The sequence below is a fragment of the Brevibacterium pityocampae genome (assembly GCF_039541555.1).
Lineage (GTDB): Bacteria > Actinomycetota > Actinomycetes > Actinomycetales > Brevibacteriaceae > Brevibacterium > Brevibacterium pityocampae.
The window spans coordinates 21,480-38,080 of record NZ_BAABGL010000004.1 but is presented as its reverse complement, the minus strand read 5'-3'; the positions used below and the strand labels follow the sequence as shown (position 1 = coordinate 38,080).

The 16,601-nt window shown below is 73.1% G+C and carries 14 protein-coding genes; 10 read left to right on the top strand and 4 right to left on the bottom strand.

The features are described 5' to 3' along the window. Position 1 precedes the first annotated feature (1 nt). From ABD883_RS04430 to ABD883_RS04395, 8 genes are all read left to right on the top strand, one after another. On the top strand, positions 2-844 hold the full coding sequence (locus tag ABD883_RS04430; protein WP_345030191.1) for a Fic family protein: 843 nt from the start codon (positions 2-4) through the stop codon (positions 842-844). Between the two features lie 138 nt (positions 845-982). Then, complete coding sequence (gene ssd, locus ABD883_RS04425) at positions 983-2,020, top strand: septum site-determining protein Ssd (RefSeq protein ID WP_247425486.1); 1,038 nt, start codon at positions 983-985, stop codon at positions 2,018-2,020. Next, a complete protein-coding gene (locus ABD883_RS04420; protein WP_247425483.1) occupies positions 2,017-3,174 on the top strand; it encodes a TadA family conjugal transfer-associated ATPase in 1,158 nt (385 codons plus the stop codon). Before ssd ends, ABD883_RS04420 begins: the two co-directional genes overlap by 4 nt. A gap of 28 nt (positions 3,175-3,202) precedes the next feature. After that, complete coding sequence (locus ABD883_RS04415; RefSeq protein ID WP_137318102.1) at positions 3,203-3,895, top strand: type II secretion system F family protein; 693 nt, start codon at positions 3,203-3,205, stop codon at positions 3,893-3,895. A 242-nt stretch (positions 3,896-4,137) separates the two neighbouring features. Next, the gene (locus ABD883_RS04410) at positions 4,138-4,560 is read left to right on the top strand and encodes a type II secretion system F family protein (RefSeq protein WP_175406795.1); all 423 of its coding nucleotides are present in this window, start codon (positions 4,138-4,140) and stop codon (positions 4,558-4,560) included. A 157-nt stretch (positions 4,561-4,717) separates the two neighbouring features. Next, on the top strand, positions 4,718-4,966 hold the full coding sequence (locus tag ABD883_RS04405; protein ID WP_137318100.1) for a DUF4244 domain-containing protein: 249 nt from the start codon (positions 4,718-4,720) through the stop codon (positions 4,964-4,966). A gap of 4 nt (positions 4,967-4,970) precedes the next feature. Beyond that, on the top strand, positions 4,971-5,321 hold the full coding sequence (locus ABD883_RS04400) for a TadE family type IV pilus minor pilin (RefSeq protein ID WP_137318099.1): 351 nt from the start codon (positions 4,971-4,973) through the stop codon (positions 5,319-5,321). After that, the gene (locus ABD883_RS04395; RefSeq protein WP_345030181.1) at positions 5,318-5,692 is read left to right on the top strand and encodes an Rv3654c family TadE-like protein; all 375 of its coding nucleotides are present in this window, start codon (positions 5,318-5,320) and stop codon (positions 5,690-5,692) included. The genes ABD883_RS04400 and ABD883_RS04395 overlap by 4 nt, the downstream gene beginning before the upstream one ends. 8 nt (positions 5,693-5,700) lie before the next feature. Here ABD883_RS04395 and ABD883_RS04390 read toward each other — a convergent pair whose 3' ends face one another. Further along, positions 5,701-8,160, bottom strand: coding sequence for a DEAD/DEAH box helicase (locus tag ABD883_RS04390; protein WP_345030179.1), 2,460 nt, complete (start codon positions 8,158-8,160; stop codon positions 5,701-5,703). Positions 8,161-8,249: 89 nt separating this feature from the next. Between ABD883_RS04390 and ABD883_RS04385 the strand changes: the two genes are divergently transcribed. After that, positions 8,250-10,112, top strand: a complete 1,863-nt coding sequence (locus ABD883_RS04385; RefSeq protein WP_345030177.1) for a DUF7059 domain-containing protein — start codon at positions 8,250-8,252, stop codon at positions 10,110-10,112. Positions 10,113-10,115: 3 nt separating this feature from the next. Here ABD883_RS04385 and ABD883_RS04380 read toward each other — a convergent pair whose 3' ends face one another. Both ABD883_RS04380 and cmtR read right to left on the bottom strand, forming a co-directional pair. Next, positions 10,116-12,110 carry a heavy metal translocating P-type ATPase gene (locus ABD883_RS04380; RefSeq protein ID WP_345030175.1) on the bottom strand — a complete coding sequence of 665 codons (1,995 nt, stop codon included), beginning with the start codon at positions 12,108-12,110 and terminating at the stop codon, positions 10,116-10,118. Then, a complete protein-coding gene (cmtR, locus tag ABD883_RS04375; RefSeq protein ID WP_137318096.1) occupies positions 12,107-12,562 on the bottom strand; it encodes a Cd(II)/Pb(II)-sensing metalloregulatory transcriptional regulator CmtR in 456 nt (151 codons plus the stop codon). Before cmtR ends, ABD883_RS04380 begins: the two co-directional genes overlap by 4 nt. A 297-nt stretch (positions 12,563-12,859) precedes the next feature. Between cmtR and topA the strand changes: the two genes are divergently transcribed. Further along, positions 12,860-15,721 carry a type I DNA topoisomerase gene (gene topA, locus ABD883_RS04370; RefSeq protein WP_345030173.1) on the top strand — a complete coding sequence of 954 codons (2,862 nt, stop codon included), beginning with the start codon at positions 12,860-12,862 and terminating at the stop codon, positions 15,719-15,721. 100 nt (positions 15,722-15,821) lie between these two features. Here topA and ABD883_RS04365 read toward each other — a convergent pair whose 3' ends face one another. Further along, complete coding sequence (locus ABD883_RS04365) at positions 15,822-16,568, bottom strand: lipoate--protein ligase family protein (RefSeq protein ID WP_345030171.1); 747 nt, start codon at positions 16,566-16,568, stop codon at positions 15,822-15,824. Positions 16,569-16,601 lie beyond the last annotated feature (33 nt).

Genomic DNA, 16,601 nt, shown 5'->3' with positions numbered 1-16,601 from the left:
CATGAGTGAGCTCGGCTCCGCGCTGCGTGCCCTGGCCGCTCTCGACCCGGTGGACGAGGCCGTGACCAGGGCACGCAATGCGTGCACGGAGCTGCGCTGGCACAACGCGCTGCGCAAGCGGATGCCCGAGTGCCGCGTCGAATCCACGGTGCGCGCCGCCCGCGCCTCGTCCGCGCTCGAGGGTGCCCGCTATCCCATCGCCTACGTGCGCGAGGTGATCGGCGCCGGGCGCGAGGTGCCCGATGACATGTCCGGCACCCAGCTGTCCGCCGCCGTGCGCGTCGCCGCGGTCGCCCAGGAGTACTCGGAGCGGCCCGACGCGCTGCGCGGCGGGCTCGCTCACATCCTCTCCAAGCTCTCGCTCGCGGCCGGCGCCGGTCTCGTGCCCGACGAGCAGCTCGGCCGCCCCCGGCTCGCCGGCGAGGTGCCCGGCGACCTCGGCGGGCTGCCGCCGGCCCCGGGGCCCGAGGAGCTCGCCGACCGCCTCGGGCAGCTCGACGCGCTGCTGACCGACCCGACCCTGCCCGGACTCGTCGTCGCCGCGATCCTCCAGGGCGAGATCATCGCCCTGCGCCCGTTCGTGATCGGCAACGGGCTCATCGCCCGCGCCCTGTTCCGGATCCAGCTCGTGTCCTCCGGCGTCGACCCCACCGGGGTGGGCGTGCCCGAGGCCGCGTTCCTCTCCGATGTGCAGGGCTACGGCCAGGGCGGGGCGGCCTACACCTCCGGTTCTGACGTGCCCGGGTGGATCGTCTCCTGCGCCACGGCTGTGGAGAAGGGCGCCGGGGAGGGCCGCACCGTGTGCCAGGCCGTCCAGTCCGGGAAGATCCCGCAGAACATCTGACCAGTGACGACACCGCGCGGTTCGTCCTCAGGTCACAGGCCGTCGACGTGAGGTCACAGGTCGCTCGCTGGCGCCGGTCCGTCCACAGGTCGGTGGTCCCGGCGTGCGCCTCGGCGGCCGTCGGCGCACCGTGGGAGCATGCCCCGCATCGCGCTCCTCACCCAGCTCCCCAGCCTCGTCGACCACTGCGCAGCGATCGCCGACAGCATCGGCATCACCCTCGACGTGCTCGCCCCGCAGTCCGGCGGGTGGCAGGGCGCCGTCCTCATCCTGCTCGGTGAGGACGTCGTCGACCCGCCCCAGGCCGCCGGCGTGCCCACCGTGCTCATCGCCCCGGCCGAGGCGCACGACGCCTGGTCGAACGCCGCCCGGCTCGGCGCGGACCACGTCGCCCTCCTGCCGGCGGCCGGGGAATGGCTGACCCAGCGGATGATCACCGCGGTCGAACCCCCGGCCGCCCCGGCCACGACGATCGGCGTCGTCGCCGGGTCCGGCGGGGCGGGCGCCTCGGTGCTCGCCTGCGCGCTCGCCCGGCAGGCCGCCGGCCAGTCGACCGCGACCGTCCTCCTCGACGCTGACCCGTTGGGCGGGGGCCTCGACCTCGTGCTCGGCTGCGAGGACATCCCGGGGCTGCGCTGGCCGGCGCTGACCGCCTCGAAGGGCCGACTGCGGCCCTCGACGCTGACGCAGGCGCTGCCGCGCTTCGACGAGCTCGCGATCCTGTCCTGGGACCGGGAGGGCCGTGAGGAGCTCACCGGGGAGGTGTTCGACGCCGTCCTCACCGCCTCCCAGCAGGCCTTCGACCTCGTCATCGTCGACCTGCCCCGCCACGCCCCGGCCGCGTGGGCGCGCGCCTGCCACCACCTCGTGCTCGTCACCCCGGCCCGGGTGCGCGCCGCGGTCGCCGCCGCCCGCGTCGCCCGCCGGCTCGCCGAGGTCCACCCCGGGGTGCGCCTCGTCGTGCGGGAGTCCGACCGGTTCGGCCTCGACCCGCACCTCGTCGCCGACACCATCGGGCTCGACCTCGCCGGGACGCTCACCGACGACGGCGGGCTCGCCGCCCGGATCGACCGCGGGGAGGGGATCCCCGCCGGCCGCACCCGCCTGGGCCGGTTCGCCGAGGACCTCCTCGCAGACCTCCTCGCCCTCGATGCGGCGGCCGGGATCGCCTCATGAGCGAGTGGATCGAGCCCGCCCTCATCGCCGAGGTGCGCGACCACCTGCTCGAGAACCCGGGGCCGGTGACCGCCTCAGCCGTGGCCACCGCCGTGCAGCGCACCGGCCGGGTGCTCGGCGCCGGCGCCCTGCTCGAGCTCGTGTCCCGGATCTCCGCGCAGCTCGCCGGGGCCGGGCCGATCCAGCCGATCCTCGACGCGCCGGGCACCACCGACGTGTTCGTCAACGGCCCGCGCGACATCTGGGCCGATCGCGGGGCGGGTCTCGAACCGGTGCCGATCTCGCTCGGCACCGAATCCGACGTCCGGGCGCTCGCCGTCCGGCTCGCGGGGCTGGGCGGCCGCCGTCTCGACGACTCGAGCCCGCTCGTCGACGTCCGGCTGCCCGACGGGGTGCGTCTCAACGCCGTCATCCCACCGCTGTCCGGGGACACCACCGTGCTGTCCTTCCGCGTTCCGCGCGCCTCCGGCTTCCGCCTCGACGAACTCCTCGCCGACGGGTTCGTACCGGCGCCGGCCCACGAGCTGCTCCTCGAGGTGCTCGCCCGGAGGGCGAACTTCCTCATCTCCGGGGGCACCGGCTCGGGCAAGACCGTGCTCCTCGGTGCGCTGCTCTCCGAGGTCGCCGCGGATCAGCGGCTGCTCGTCGTCGAGGACTCCCGCGAACTCCTCATCAGCCACCCCCACGTCGTGCAGCTCGCCGCCCGGCAGAGCAACGTCGAGGGCGTCGGCGAGGTCGCGATGACCGACCTCGTGCGCAATGCGCTGCGGATGCGCCCCGACCGGCTCGTCGTCGGCGAGTGCCGCGGTGCGGAGGTCCGCGACATGCTCACCGCGCTCAACACCGGGCACGAGGGCGGGTGCGCGACGATCCACGCGAACACCGCGCAGGCCGTCACCGCCCGGCTCGAGGCGCTCGGTGCGCTCGCCGGGATGAGTCCGGCGGCTGTGCGGTCCCAGATGGCGACAGCGATCGACCTCGTCATCCACGTCCGCCGTGAGGGAAACACCCGCGGCATCGCGCAGATCGCGGTTCCCGCCGCGGATCGTGACACCCGGATCGAGATGCTGCCGGTGTGGGATGCCGGCGACGGGTTCTCCGAGGCGGGAGTGACGGCGGTGCGCCGGCTCCTCGAGCAGCGGGCCGCGACGTGAGCCCGGTCGTGGACTGGAGGGAGGCGCGATGAGCTGGCAGCTGGGCCTGGTCACCGGGCTGCTCGTCGGCTGCGGGTACTGGCTGCTCGCCGATCCCGCCGGTGCCCGGCGCCTGCGCGCGCTGACCTCGCCGCGCCCCCGCGCGAGCGCACCTCGGCGCCGGCGCACCCCGGAGGACCGGCACGCCGCCGCGGTCGCCGTCGTCGACCGGGCCGTCGAGCTGCTCCGCGTCGGCATGCCCCCGTCCGTCGTCATGGCCCAGCTCGCCGGGCTCGCCGAGGATTCCGACCTCGAGCAGGCACTGCTGCGGATGAGCCGCTCGCTCGAGCTCGGTGACCCGCCGCACGAGGCGATCCGCCGTCACACCGGCTCTCTCATCCCGGCAGCGGCCGAGGTGTTCGACGGGATGGCGGCCGTGTGGTTCGTCGCGGAGACCGCCGGGGCGCCGGCCGCCGACATGCTCGCCCGCTACGGCGACACCTGCCGGGAGAAGGCCGACTCCGCCCGTGACAGAGCCGTGGCGCTCGCCGGGCCCGCCTCGACGGTCAAGGTCCTCACCTGGCTGCCGCTGCTGTCACTGGGACTCGGACTGCTCATCGGGACCGACCTCGCCGCACTCCTGTCCTCCGTGCCCGGGCTCATCAGCCTGGGCGGGGGAGCGGTGCTGCTCCTCGTCGGCCGGCTGTGGATGCGGTCCCTGCTGCGGAGGGCGACGGCATGATCCTCCTCATCGCAGCGGTGGCCGGGCTGCTCGTCGGCTGCGGCTGGTGGCTGTTCGATCCCGGCGCGGACACCCGGCTGAAGTCGCTTCTCGGAGCACCGCAGGGCGGTCGTGGGAAGAGCGTCGGGGATTCGGACCGGGGCCGAGGTGCGCGCAGCGGTGCAATGGGAAGTCGGGTTGCGGAAGGCTCGGGCGAGAGGGTGGCGGGTGCCGGAGAGCCGGGCCCGTCGCCGACCTCGGCGATGAGTGCTGTGGACGCGCTCGCCTTCGACCTCGACCTCGTCTCGATCTGTCTGCAGACCGGGTTGCCGACGGAGCGGGCGCTGTCGCTCGCCGCAGCCGCCGGGGGCGACCGGACCGGGCTCGACCGGCTCGGCCGGTCCCTTGCGCTCGGGGAGATCGACGACTCGAACGAGGAGCTCGCCGCGGTCAGCCGGCTCGTCCTCTTCTCCCGCTCCACCGGCGTCGCACTCGCCCCGCTGCTGCGCGGCCTCGCCGGGGACCTGCGGCGCGCGGAGCACCGGCGGCGGCAGATCGCGGCCGCCCGCCTGGGTGTCGAGCTCGTCGTGCCGCTCGGTGTGTGCGTGCTCCCGGCGTTCCTCCTGCTCGGCGTCGTCCCGGTGGTCCTCAGCCTCGTCGACGACCTCGGAGTGCTCTTCGGCTGAGCCGGGCCCGCGGCGGCTGGTCACAGGGGCTCCCGCGGCTGCGACCTCCGGCCTGTGGACAGCCCGCCGCCATCCACAGGCGCAGATGGGCTCTGGTCCGCGGTGCGGCGGCGGCAGAGGATCGGAGGACCATCGGATCTCACGGAAAGGACTCACGATGGACACCACCGCACACACCCCGACGACCACCCCACCCGCAGACGACCCCGCCGCGGCACTCGTACCGACCCGCAGCGCAGCACTCGCCGTGCTCGAGGACGACCGCGGAGCGACGACAGCGGAGTACGCGATCACCACGCTCGCAGCCTGCGGCTTCGCCGCGCTCCTCGTCGTCGTCCTCAAGTCCGACCCGATCAAGGAGGCGATCACCGGCGTGATCTCCACCGCCCTCGGACTGGGGGCCTGAACCGATGTCGGCCGCCCGTGATGACCGCGGTGCCGCGACCGCGGAGTTCGCCATGCTCATGCCCGCGCTCGTGCTCCTCATCGCGCTCATCACGGGTGCCGGCACGATCGGCCTGTCCCAGCTGCGCGCCCACGACGCCGCACGCGCCGCCGCCCGGGAGGCCGCGCGCGGCGAACCCGAACGCACGGTGCGCCACGAGGCGACGGAGAAGGCCGGTGACGGATCCACGGTCGCCGTCCGCCACGAGGGCGGGTACACCACGGTCGAGGTCACGCTGCCGCTGCCGGAAACCCTGCGCTTCGTCCAGGAATCGGTGAGCGCCACCGCCACCGCGCGGACGGAGGGCATCCGGTGATCCGGCCCGGGCACCTCCGCGACGACCGGGGCTCCTCGACGGTGCTCGCAGTGTCGCTCGGCGCAGCGGCACTCACCCTCGTCGCCGGCCTGGGGCTCGGCGCCCAGGCCTTCCTCGCCCACGCCCGCGCCGACGGTGCGGCTGACCTCGCCGCGATCGCCGCCGCCGATGCCGCCCGCGGCATCACCCCCGGTGACCCGTGCGAGATCGCCGCGGAGACCGCGGAGCGCAGCGGAGTGGAGGTCACCGAGTGCATCGCCCGGCCGGACCTCGGCACTGCGAAGGTCGTCACCGAGGTCGACCTCCCACCTCCGCTCGGGAAGGTCAGCGCGACAGCGGTCGCCGGATCCCCGACCGGGGAGAGCAGGTGAGTAGGGTCTCAGCCGAGGAGTGCGCGCAGGATGCGCACCGCGCCGGCCTTGTCGAGCGGCTCGTTGCCGTTGCCGCACTTGGGCGACTGGATGCACGAGGGGCAGCCGGAGATGCACTCGCAGGACTCGATCGCCTCGAGCGTCGCCCGGTGCCAGTCGGTGAAGCAGTCGAAGCCCCGCTCGGCGAACCCGGCACCGCCGGGCTGTCCGTCGTAGACGAACACCGTCGTCATCCCCGTGTCGGCGTGCATCGCGGTCGACACCCCGCCCACGTCCCAGCGGTCGCAGCCGGCGAACAGCGGCAGCAGGCCGATCGCGGCGTGCTCGGCGGCGTGCACCGTGCCCGGCACGTCGGCACGCCCCACTTCGGCATCGGCGAGCAGCTCCGGCGGGGCCGTGAACCACACCGCCTGAGTGCGCAGAGTGCGCTCGGGCAGCTCGAGGGGGTGCTCGGCGAGCACCACCCCCGTGCGCTGCTGCCGCATCTGGTAGGCGACCACCTGATCGACGACCTCGACCATCCCGGTGAACACACGCGCGCCGGACGGCAGCGTGATCGAGCGGTCGGTCGACTCGATGCTGATCTCCGTCACCGACTTCGCCTGCGTCGAGTAGTCGACGCTCGCCGCCTCGACGAACGCCACGCGGGCGTCGAGGTCGAGCTCGCGCACGGTGAAGGTGCGCCCCTGGTGCATGTACACCGCCCCGGTGTGGCTCTGCGTGTGCGCCCCGGCGTCCTCGATGGTGCCGAGCAGCGCGCCGGTGGACTCCTCGACGATCCGCACCTGTCCGCCGCCGGAGCCGCGGATGTCGGTGAGCGCGGCGGCATCCTCGGCCTTCGCCCAGAACCAGCCTGCCGGGCGCCGCCGGAGTATGCGGGCCTCGGCGAGCGAGGCGAGGACCTGCTCCGCGGTGTCGCCGAACTGCGGCAGATCGGCCTCGGTGAGCGGGATCTCGGCCGCGGCCGCGCACAGGTGCCCGGCGAGCACGAACGGATTGCCGGGATCGATCACCCCGCCGTCCACGGGTGCGCCGAACACCGCCTCGGGGTGGTTGACCACATAGGTGTCGAGCGGGTTGTCGCGCGCGATGAGCACGGCCGCCCACTGCTGTCCGGCCCGGCCGGCGCGCCCGGCCTGCTGCCACAGCGAGGCGAGCGTGCCCGGCCAGCCGGCCATGACGACCGCGTCGAGACCGGCGATGTCGATCCCGAGCTCGAGCGCGTTCGTCGAGGCGACCGTGCGGAGCCGGCCGTTGCGCAGGCCGGTCTCGAGCAGCCGGCGCTCCTCGGGCAGGTAGCCGCCGCGGTAGGCGGCGACGGTGCGCGGCAGAGTGGAGTCGACGCGCGCCACCTGGTCGCGGACCGCCTCGGCGAGCGCCTCGGTGCCGCGGCGGGAGGCGATGAACGCGATCGAGCGGAAACCCGCGCAGGTGAGGTCGGTGAGGAGGTCGGCGGACTCCGCGATCGTGCTCCGCCGGGATGCATCCGTGCCGGTGGGCTCCTGGGCCCGTTCCTGGTCAGTCCCCGGGGCAGGGCCGGGGACAGGTGTGAAGGCCGACTCCCGGGCGGATGGGCCGCGCGAGTCCGCGAACGGGTCGTGCCCCGGGCCACCGACGACGGCGGGATCAGGATCCTCCCATTCCAGGCCCCACGGCTCCGGCAGGAGGGGCGGCTCCCAGAGGACGAAGTCCCCGGCCGCCCGGGGCGAGGCGTCCTGGGTGATCGCGATCGCCTCGCGCCCGGTGATCCGGGCGAACGCCGCGGCGGGGTCGGCCATCGTCGCCGAGGCCCCGACGATCACCGGGTCGGCGCCGTAGTGCCGGGCGACCCGCACCAGCCGGCGGAGGATCAGCGCGACGTGGGAGCCGAACACCCCGCGGTACCGGTGCGCCTCGTCGACGACGATGAAGCGCAGCGTCTTGAACCAGCGGGTGAAGTACCCGTGCCGCGGCAGCACCGAGCGGTGGAGCATGTCCGGGTTCGTGAACAGGACGTTCGCGTGCTTGCGCGCCCAGGCCTTGTCCGCCTGCGAGGTGTCGCCGTCGAAGGTGCCCGGCCGCAGGCCCCGCAGCACCACCGAGCGGAGCTTCTCGTACTGGTCGGCGGCGAGTGCCTTCGTGGGGGAGAGGTAGAGCGTCGTCGCCGCGCGGGTGGGGATCTCATCCCGGGTGCGGACCACCGAGTCGAGCACCGGCAGCCAGAACCCCAGGGACTTGCCCGAGGCGGTGCCGCTGGCGATGACCACGTCCTCACCCCGGTGTGCCGCGTCCGCGGCCGCCACCTGATGCGTCCACGGCCGGTCGATGCCCGTCGACCGCAGGGCTGCGACCACCTCGTCGTCCGCCCACTCCGGCCAGTCCGCAGTGGTGCCGACGCGGGCCGGGAAGTGCTCGATGTGCCGGATCCGGTCCTCGCGCGCCCCGAAGTCGCCGATGAGATCGAGGAGCGCGGAACGGGAGTCGGACATGGCGCACATTCTCCCACGGGCACCTGCACCGAAGCAGCGGAGTCGACGGCTGGCGGCCGGGCGGATGTGCGACCACGTAGCCTGGTGCGGTGACTCCCTCGCCTGCCTCCGCGCCGCTGCCCCAGCCCGACGTCGCCTGCCTCCGTGCCCTCGCCGAGCGGCTCCGCGCCGCCCAATTCACCCCGGCCGGTCTGCGGGCACTGTGGGGCGTCGACGCCGACGCCGCGCTGCAGCGCAACAACGCGACCCCGGCCCGGCTCCGCCTCCGCGGGAGGAGCGAGCCGCAGGCCGTGCTGGCCGGGCTCTTCGTGCTCCGCGTGCCGCAGCCGGTCACCGCGGTGAGGGCCGCGCTCGGCGAGGAGCTCTGCGATGCCCTCACCGAATCCGGACTGCTCGTACAGATCGCCGGCACGGCCCCTGCGCTCGGTGCCGGGCTTCCCCTGGTCCGTGCTGCAGCGCCGGGTGCTGCGGGGGCGGGCGCCGCTGCTCGGAGTGATTCGAGCTCGGTCCCTGCGGCGCAGGACGACCCGGCCCCGTCCGCCGCCCGCCCGGCGGCCTCGCCGCCGCGGCTCATGTCGCGCCTGGCACTCACCCCCTACGCGGTGCCCACCGGGGTGCCGCGGGGGCAGTGCCCCGGTGATGAGACGGTGTGGCTGTTCTCCGACCACGGCACGCTCACGCAGTCCGAACCGGTGTCCGACGACTTCGTGCTCGGACTCGGCGGGGCCGGCCGGACGCTCGCGGAGATCACCCCGCGCCACCGTGTGCACTCCGCGCTCGACCTCGGCACCGGCTGCGGGATCCAGGCGATCCTCCTGGCCCGCCACGCCGACCGCGTCGTCGCCACCGACTTCTCGATCCGCGCCCTCCACCTCGCGGCGCTCACCGCGCAGCTCAACGGGGTGGAGGAGAGCATCGAGTTCCGGCTCGGCTCCCTGTTCGACCCGGTGCCGGAGTCCTTCGACCTCATCGTGTCCAACCCGCCGTTCGTCATCACCCCGCAGGGCCGCGACGGCCAGCTCGAGTACCGCGACGGCGGGATGGAGGGCGACGGGATCATGCGCACCCTCCTCGCCCAGACGCCCGGCCACCTGCGTCCCGATGGGCACGCGGTGTTCCTCGGCAACTGGGAGTACGGGCCGGACACCGTCGACCCCACCGGCCGGGTGGGCGACGCGCAGACCTCGATCATGGTCATCGAACGCGAGCGGCTCGACCCCGTGGCGTACGCGGAGACGTGGATCCGCGACGGGGGAGTCGCGCGCGCCACCCAGCGCTGGGCCGCCGACACCGAGGCGTGGCTCGCCGACTTCGCCTCCCGCTCCGTCGATCGGATCGGGTTCGGGTGGGTGCGCATGCACCGCCTCACCGGCGAGGCCTCCGAGCTCGGCGCGACGGCACCCGGCGCCGGGGCAGAAGCGGGCGCCGGTGCCGATTCGGGTACCGGGCCCGCGGCCGGCAGCAGACCCGGGTCCGCCACCGGATCCGAAGCCGGCACTGCGGGCAATGACGACGGAAACCCGGGCAGCGACGCAGCGGTGCGGCATTTCGAGGAGCTCGATCAGCCGCTCGGCGCGAACGCCGCCGGTATCGCCGCGCACCTCGACACCCGCCTGGCGATGCTCGAATGGCTCGCCGCGGCCGACGACGCCGAACTCGCGGAGACCGCGTTCGTCCGCTCCGGGGACGTCACCGAGCACCGGCATTTCATGCCGGGCCAGGAGGCGCCGACGATGATCACGATCGAGCAGGGCACCGGCTTCGCACGGACATTCTCCTCCGACGCGGCGCTGTCCGGATTCCTCGGCGTGGCCGACGGCTCGCTCACCCTCGGCGCGGTGGCCGCCGCGCTCTCCGGCCTGCTCGAGGTCGAGGAGTCCGCGCTGCGCGCCCAGCTCATCGCCCAGGTCCGCACACTCGTGCCCGCCGGAGTCGTCTACCCGCAGGTGTGAGGGTCAGGCCGACCGGCGTTCCACTGCCCCGAGCCCCCGCACGCGGGCCGCGCGCAGGCCGTTGAGGATGACGACGACCTCGGCGATCTCGTGGACGAGGACGACCGCCGCGAGTCCGAGCACGCCGGTGATCGCGAGCGGCAGCAGGATCACGATGATGGCCAGCGACAGGACGATGTTCTCGTTGATGATGCGCCGCCCCCGGCGCGCATGGTCCACCGCGCGCGGGATGAGCCGCAGGTCGTCGCCGGTGAACGCCACGTCCGCAGATTCGATCGCCGCATCCGTACCCGTGACGCCCATCGCGATCCCGATGTCCGCCGAGGCGAGCGCCGGGGCGTCGTTGATCCCGTCGCCGATCATCGCCACCGGGCCGCGCCCGCTCTCCTGCAGCTCGGCCACGGCGCGCGCCTTCTCCTCCGGCCGCAGCTCCGCGCGCACGTCGGTGATCCCGGCCTCTCCGGCCAGCGCCTCGGCCGTTCGAGCGTTGTCGCCGGTGAGCATCGTCGTCCCCAGTCCGCGCTCACGGAGCGAGGCGATGACCTCAGACGCCTCCGGGCGCAGCTCGTCGCGCACCCCGATGGCACCGGCCATCCGGCCGTCCCGGTGGACGACGACGACGGTCATGCCCCGGCCCTCGAGCTCCGCGACCTCCGCCGCGCAGACGCCGGGAGCGAGCCACCGCGGACTGCCGGCCGCGATCCGGTCGCCATCGATCACACCGGTGATCCCCTGTCCGGCTGCCTCGGAGATCTCCTGGGCCCGGCCGGTCTCCTTTCCGGCCGCAGCAGGCTCCTCGGCGCGCACCGAACCGGGTGCGGCGGCGGTGATCGCGGCGGCGAGCGGGTGGGAGCTGTGGGATTCGAGCGCGGCCGCCCAGCCGAGCACCTCGGCCTCGGTGAACCCGTCCACGGTGAGGATCCGGGCGACGGCGGGTCGGTTGCTGGTCAGGGTGCCGGTCTTGTCGAGCGCGAGGTGGCGGATTCCACCCAGGCGCTCGAATGCCGCGCCGGACTTGACGACCACGCCGAACTGCGTGGCCGCGCCGATCGCGGAGACGACAGTGATCGGCACGGAGATCGCGAGCGCGCACGGCGAGGCCGCGACGAGCACGACGAGCGCCCGCTCGATCCACAGGCCGGGGTCGCCGAGCAGTGAGCCGACCACCGCGACGAGCAGTGCCAGGACGAGCACGCCGGGCACGAGCGGCCGGGCGAGACGATCGGCGATGCGGGCCCGTTCGCCCTTCCGCGCCTGCGCCTGCTCGACGAGCCCGACGACCGTGGTCAGCGAGTTGTCCGCCCCGGGGGCGGTCGCCTCGACCTCGAGCACGCCCGAGGTGTTGATCGAACCGGCGAGCACCTCGTCCCCGGGACCGACCTCCACCGGGATGGACTCGCCGGTGATCGCCGAGACGTCGAGGCTGCTGCGCCCGGCGCGCACGACGCCGTCGGTGGCGCTGCGCTCACCGGCGAAGAGCCGGAACCTGTCGCCCGCCGCGAGCTGGGAGACGGGGACCGTGCGCGTCGTGCCGTGGGGTGCGACAACCGTCGCATTCGCCGGGATGAGCGTGAGCAGCGACCGCAGGCCGGTGCGGGCGCGGTCCATCGCGATGTCCTCGAGCGCCTCGACGATGGAATAGAGGAAGGCGAGCGCGGCCGCCTCCTCGACGAAGCCGAGGACGACCGCGCCGATCGCACTGATCGTCATGAGCAGGCCGATGCCCAGCCTGCCGCGGGTGACGAGGCCCCGCAGCGCGCCCGGTGCGAACTGCGAGGCGCCGAGGAGGAGCGAGGCCCAGAACAGCACCTGCGCGGCAGGCTCCGGCAGGGCGCCGGGGACGAACCACTCGAGCGCGAGGCCTGCGACGAGCGCGACGCCGGAGAGGACCGGGATGATCACCGAGGTCCTGCGCCACCACGGAGTGTGCTCCTCGGACCCGGTCGGACCGGCGTCGGCGAGCGAGGTGGCCTCGCACCCGCACGCGGACCCGCTCACGATCGCGCCCCGGTGACGACGGCTGCATCGCTGCCGGCGCCTCCTCCGGCATCCGGCTCGCCTGCAGAGCCGCCGTCCGCAGCGGTGCCCGTACCTTCCCCTGCGCCGTCCTCGCAGCATCCGGCCACCGGGCACTGCGGGTCGAGGCACGGGGCGTCGGCGTCGACGGCGAGGGTGGTGTCGAGGAGCGCGTCGAGCGCGCGGGCGAGGTGGCCGTCGGCGATCTCGTAGCGGGTGCGGCGGCCCTCGACCTCGGCGACGACGATCCCGCAGTCGCGCAGGCAGGTGAGGTGGTTCGACACGTTCGTGCGGGTGAGGCCGAGCATGCGGGCGAGCTCCGCCGGGTACCCGGGTGACTCGAGGAGGGAGAGGAGGATCCGGGAGCGCGTGGGGTCGGCCATCGCGCGGCCGAGGCGGTTCATCACGTCGAGGCGAGAGGCAATGGTCAGCATGTACTGACCATACACCGAACGCTGACCTATCCCGCGGTGCAGGCGCAGCTGCAGGCGCAGCCGCACCCGCAGCGCGGCCCGGCTCCGGCGCCCGGCGCGACTCCCGCACCCGCACCACGGCATCCGCACCCGCAGCACCCGCACCGCACCGCCGCGCTCCGCCTCCCGCCCGGACCCTGCACATCGACATGTGAGACGGTAGAAGAGGCAAGTGCTACATTTCTCAGAGTTTCTCACCAGCAACAGCGGGACTGCCCGACGGACGCGTCGGTGACAGTCGCCCACGAAAGGACCGCCGTGGCATCCTCCACCTCGCAGCCGCGCCGACTCGTCATCGTCGAGTCGCCGACCAAGGCCCGCACGATCGTGGGATACCTGGGTGACGGCTACGACGTCGAAGCCTCCGTGGGCCACATCCGCGACCTCCCGCAGCCCTCCGAGCTGCCCGCCGACATGAAGAAGGGGCCCTACGGCAAGTTCGCCGTCGACGTCGACAACGGCTTCGCTCCTTATTACCGCGTGGACCCGGGCAAGAAGAAGAAGGTCTCCGAGCTCAAGGCCCTCCTCAAGGACGCCGACGAACTCTTCCTCGCCACCGATGAGGACCGGGAGGGCGAGGCGATCGCCTGGCACCTCCTCGAGGTCCTCAAGCCCAAGATCCCGGTCAAGCGCATGGTGTTCCACGAGATCACCCCCGAGGCGATCTCCCGCGCGCTCGAGAACACCCGTGAGCTCGACACCTCGCTCGTCGACGCGCAGGAGACCCGCCGCATCCTCGACCGCCTCTACGGCTACGAGGTCTCCCCGGTGCTGTGGCGCAAGGTCAACCGCGGCCTGTCCGCCGGTCGCGTGCAGTCCGTGGCGACCCGCCTCGTCGTCGAGCGCGAGCGCGAGCGCATGGCGTTCGTGTCCGCCGACTACTGGGACCTCGACATCGACCTCGCGGTGCCGGGCAAGGGCAATTCCTTCTCCGCCCGTCTCGCCACCTACCACGGCACCAAGGTCGCCAGCGGCCGCGACTTCGACGACGCCGGCAAGCTCAAGGGCAAGAGCGACGTCGTCGTGCTCGACGAGGAGATGGCGACCGCGCTCGCGAACACCCTCAACACCACGGCCAAGGATCGGCTCACCGTCTCCGCGCTGGAGACCAAGCCCTACTCCCGCCGACCCGCCGCCCCCTTCACCACCTCGACCCTGCAGCAGGAGGCCGGCCGCAAGCTGCGCCTGTCCTCCCGCCAGGCGATGCGCGTGGCCCAGTCGCTCTACGAGAACGGCTACATCACCTACATGCGCACCGACTCCTCGGCGCTGTCGGGCCAGGCGGTCTCCGCCGCCCGCCGTCAGGTCTCGGAGCTGTACGGTCCCGAATACGTGTCGGACAAGCCGCGCATGTACTCCGGCAAGCAGAAGTCCGCACAGGAGGCGCACGAGGCGATCCGACCCGCCGGCGACTCCTTCCGCACGCCCGCCCAGGTGTCCGGGAAGCTCTCCGGCGACGAGTTCCGCCTCTACGACCTCATCTGGAAGCGCACCGTCGCCTCCCAGATGGCCGATGCCAAGGGCAAGACGGCCACGATGCGGATCACCGCCGACCTCGGTGAGGACAAGACGGCGGGCTTCACCGCCTCGGGCACGGTCATCACCTTCCGCGGGTTCCTCGCCGCCTACGAGGAGGGCAAGGACGTCGACCGCTACGACACCGGGGCCGGCGAATCGCGCCTGCCCGAGGTGTCCGAGGGCCAGCAGCTCACCGTCGATCGCGCCGAGGCCACCGGCCATACCACCGCTCCGCCGCCGCGCTACACCGAGGCGAGCCTGGTCAAGACCATGGAGGAGCTCGGGATCGGGCGCCCCTCGACCTATGCCGCGATCATCTCCACGATCCAGGACCGCGGCTACGTCCGCACCCGCGGCAATGCGCTCGTCCCCACCTGGGTCGCGTTCTCCGTGGTGCGGCTCCTCGAGCTCCACTTCCGCGGGCTCATCGACTACCAGTTCACCGCCGGCATGGAGTCCGACCTCGACCGGATCGCCTCCGGCGAGGAGGACCGCAACGACTGGCTGACCGCGTTCTACTTCGGCGACCGGACCGAGGATCATCCCGGTCTCAAGCCGACCGTCGACGACCTCGGCGACATCGACGCGCGCGAGATCAACACGATCGAGATCGCCGAGGGCATCGACCTGCGGGTGGGCCGCTACGGCCCCTACCTCGAGGTGGCGCAGGACGGCGAGGATCCCAAGCGCGTGTCCGTGCCGGAGGACCTCGCCCCCGACGAGCTCACCGCGGAGAAGGCCCGCGAACTCATCGCCAGCCACGGCGACGGGGATCGCGAGCTCGGCACCGATCCGGAGACCGGGCACACGATCGTCGCGAAGTCCGGCCGGTTCGGCCCCTACGTCACCGAGGTGCTGCCCGAGGCCGAGGAGACGAAGGGCCGCAAGAAGGTCAAGCCGCGCACGGGCTCCCTCTTCAAGTCCATGGACCTCGCGACCGTCGACCTCGAGCAGGCGCTCAAGCTGCTGAGCCTGCCGCGCGAGGTCGGGACCGACGCCGAGGGGACGGTCATCACCGCTCAGAACGGCCGCTACGGGCCCTACCTCAAGAAGGGCACCGATTCGCGCTCGCTCACCGAGGAGGAGCAGATCTTCTCGATCACCCTCGACGAGGCGCTCGAGATCTACTCCCAGCCCAAGCAGCGCGGCCGCCGCGCCGCCGCACCCCCGCTCAAGGAGCTCGGCGAGGACCCGGAGTCGAAGAAGCCGGTCGTCGTCAAGGACGGGCGGTTCGGGCCCTACGTCACCGACGGGGACACGAACGCGACCCTGCGCAAGGACGACTCCGTAGAAGGCATCACCCCGGCGCGCGCCTTCGAGCTCCTCGCGGAGAAGCGGGCCAAGGGGCCTGCGAAGAAGAAGACGACCGCGAAGAAGGCCCCGGCCAAGAAGACCGCAGCCAAGAAGCCTGCCGCGAAGAAGCCTGCCGCGAAGAAGTCGACGACGGCCAAGAGCACGGCGTCGAAGACGGCAGGCTCGAAGACCACGGCTGCGAAGAAGCCGGCGGCCAAGTCGACGACGGCGCGGACCACCGCGGCGAAGAAGACGGCTGCGAAGAAGGCCACGGCGACGAAGTCGACCGGCAAGCCGACCACCGCCTGATCCGAACTGCGCGGTATCCCGAACCGAGCGCGCAATTGCGCGTCCGGTTTCGGATACCGCGCAGTTCGCGTTCTCCTGCCGCGTGACCGGCCCGCGTGAGTCAGAGCCGGTGCTGCTCGACGTACCCCTCGGCGGCGCGCGCCTCGACCGCGGTGAGGGTGCCCGGCTCCACGGTGAACCGCTCGGAATACGCGGTGCGGAATGCGGCCTCGACGGCATCGGCAGTGACGTCCGGGTGCACCTCGCTGATCGCCCCGCCGGTGGCCGGATCCCAGTCGACGCCGAGTGCTGACTGGATGTCGGTGAGCACCGCGCGGATCGGATCCGGGTCGGCGACGACGACGGAGGAGGAGAACAGCCAGCCGCTGTGGGTCACCCGCTGCGCGGTGCCGATCGCCTTGATCCGACCGGCGACGTTGACGCTGTGCTCGCCCGGGCAGTACTCGCCGGGGATCTCGCCGAGCCGCGCATCGACGCCCAGGCCCCGGAGGATCGCGGTGTACCAGTCGCCGAACCCGGTGAACCGCTCCTGTGTGCCGGACAGCAGACCGGCGGCGGGCTCGAGGTGGTCGATGACGAGGCTGTCGCGGTGGTAGACGGCCACCCGACCGCCCAGCGAACGCAGCACCGGGGTGAAACCGTGGTCGCGGGCGGCGGCCACCGCGGCGGGGAAGCCGGGGAGGAACCGGTCGCGGGCGCCGAACGCAGCCGAGGGCTCCGGACGGTAGAGGCGCAGCACACCTGCGCGGCGCCCGGCCTTGACCTCGTCGAGGAGCGCGCGCGCCTGTGCGAGCGCGATGGTCGGGTCGGGGGAGACGTCGTTCAGGGCGGTGAGCGTGATCGGCACCCGTCCAGGATAGGTGCGAATCCGACAGTCGGC

Excerpts from the sequence above, each read along its gene's own strand:
- ABD883_RS04430 (WP_345030191.1), top strand. The coding sequence starts at position 2 with ATGAGTGAGCTCGGCTCCGCGCTGCGTGCCCTGGCCGCTCTCGACCCG.
- ssd (WP_247425486.1), top strand. The coding sequence starts at position 983 with ATGCCCCGCATCGCGCTCCTCACCCAGCTCCCCAGCCTCGTCGACCAC.
- ABD883_RS04420 (WP_247425483.1), top strand. The coding sequence starts at position 2,017 with ATGAGCGAGTGGATCGAGCCCGCCCTCATCGCCGAGGTGCGCGACCAC.
- ABD883_RS04415 (WP_137318102.1), top strand. The coding sequence starts at position 3,203 with ATGAGCTGGCAGCTGGGCCTGGTCACCGGGCTGCTCGTCGGCTGCGGG.
- ABD883_RS04410 (WP_175406795.1), top strand. The coding sequence starts at position 4,138 with ATGAGTGCTGTGGACGCGCTCGCCTTCGACCTCGACCTCGTCTCGATC.
- ABD883_RS04405 (WP_137318100.1), top strand. The coding sequence starts at position 4,718 with ATGGACACCACCGCACACACCCCGACGACCACCCCACCCGCAGACGAC.
- ABD883_RS04400 (WP_137318099.1), top strand. The coding sequence starts at position 4,971 with ATGTCGGCCGCCCGTGATGACCGCGGTGCCGCGACCGCGGAGTTCGCC.
- ABD883_RS04390 (WP_345030179.1), bottom strand. The coding sequence starts at position 8,160 with ATGTCCGACTCCCGTTCCGCGCTCCTCGATCTCATCGGCGACTTCGGG.
- cmtR (WP_137318096.1), bottom strand. The coding sequence starts at position 12,562 with ATGCTGACCATTGCCTCTCGCCTCGACGTGATGAACCGCCTCGGCCGC.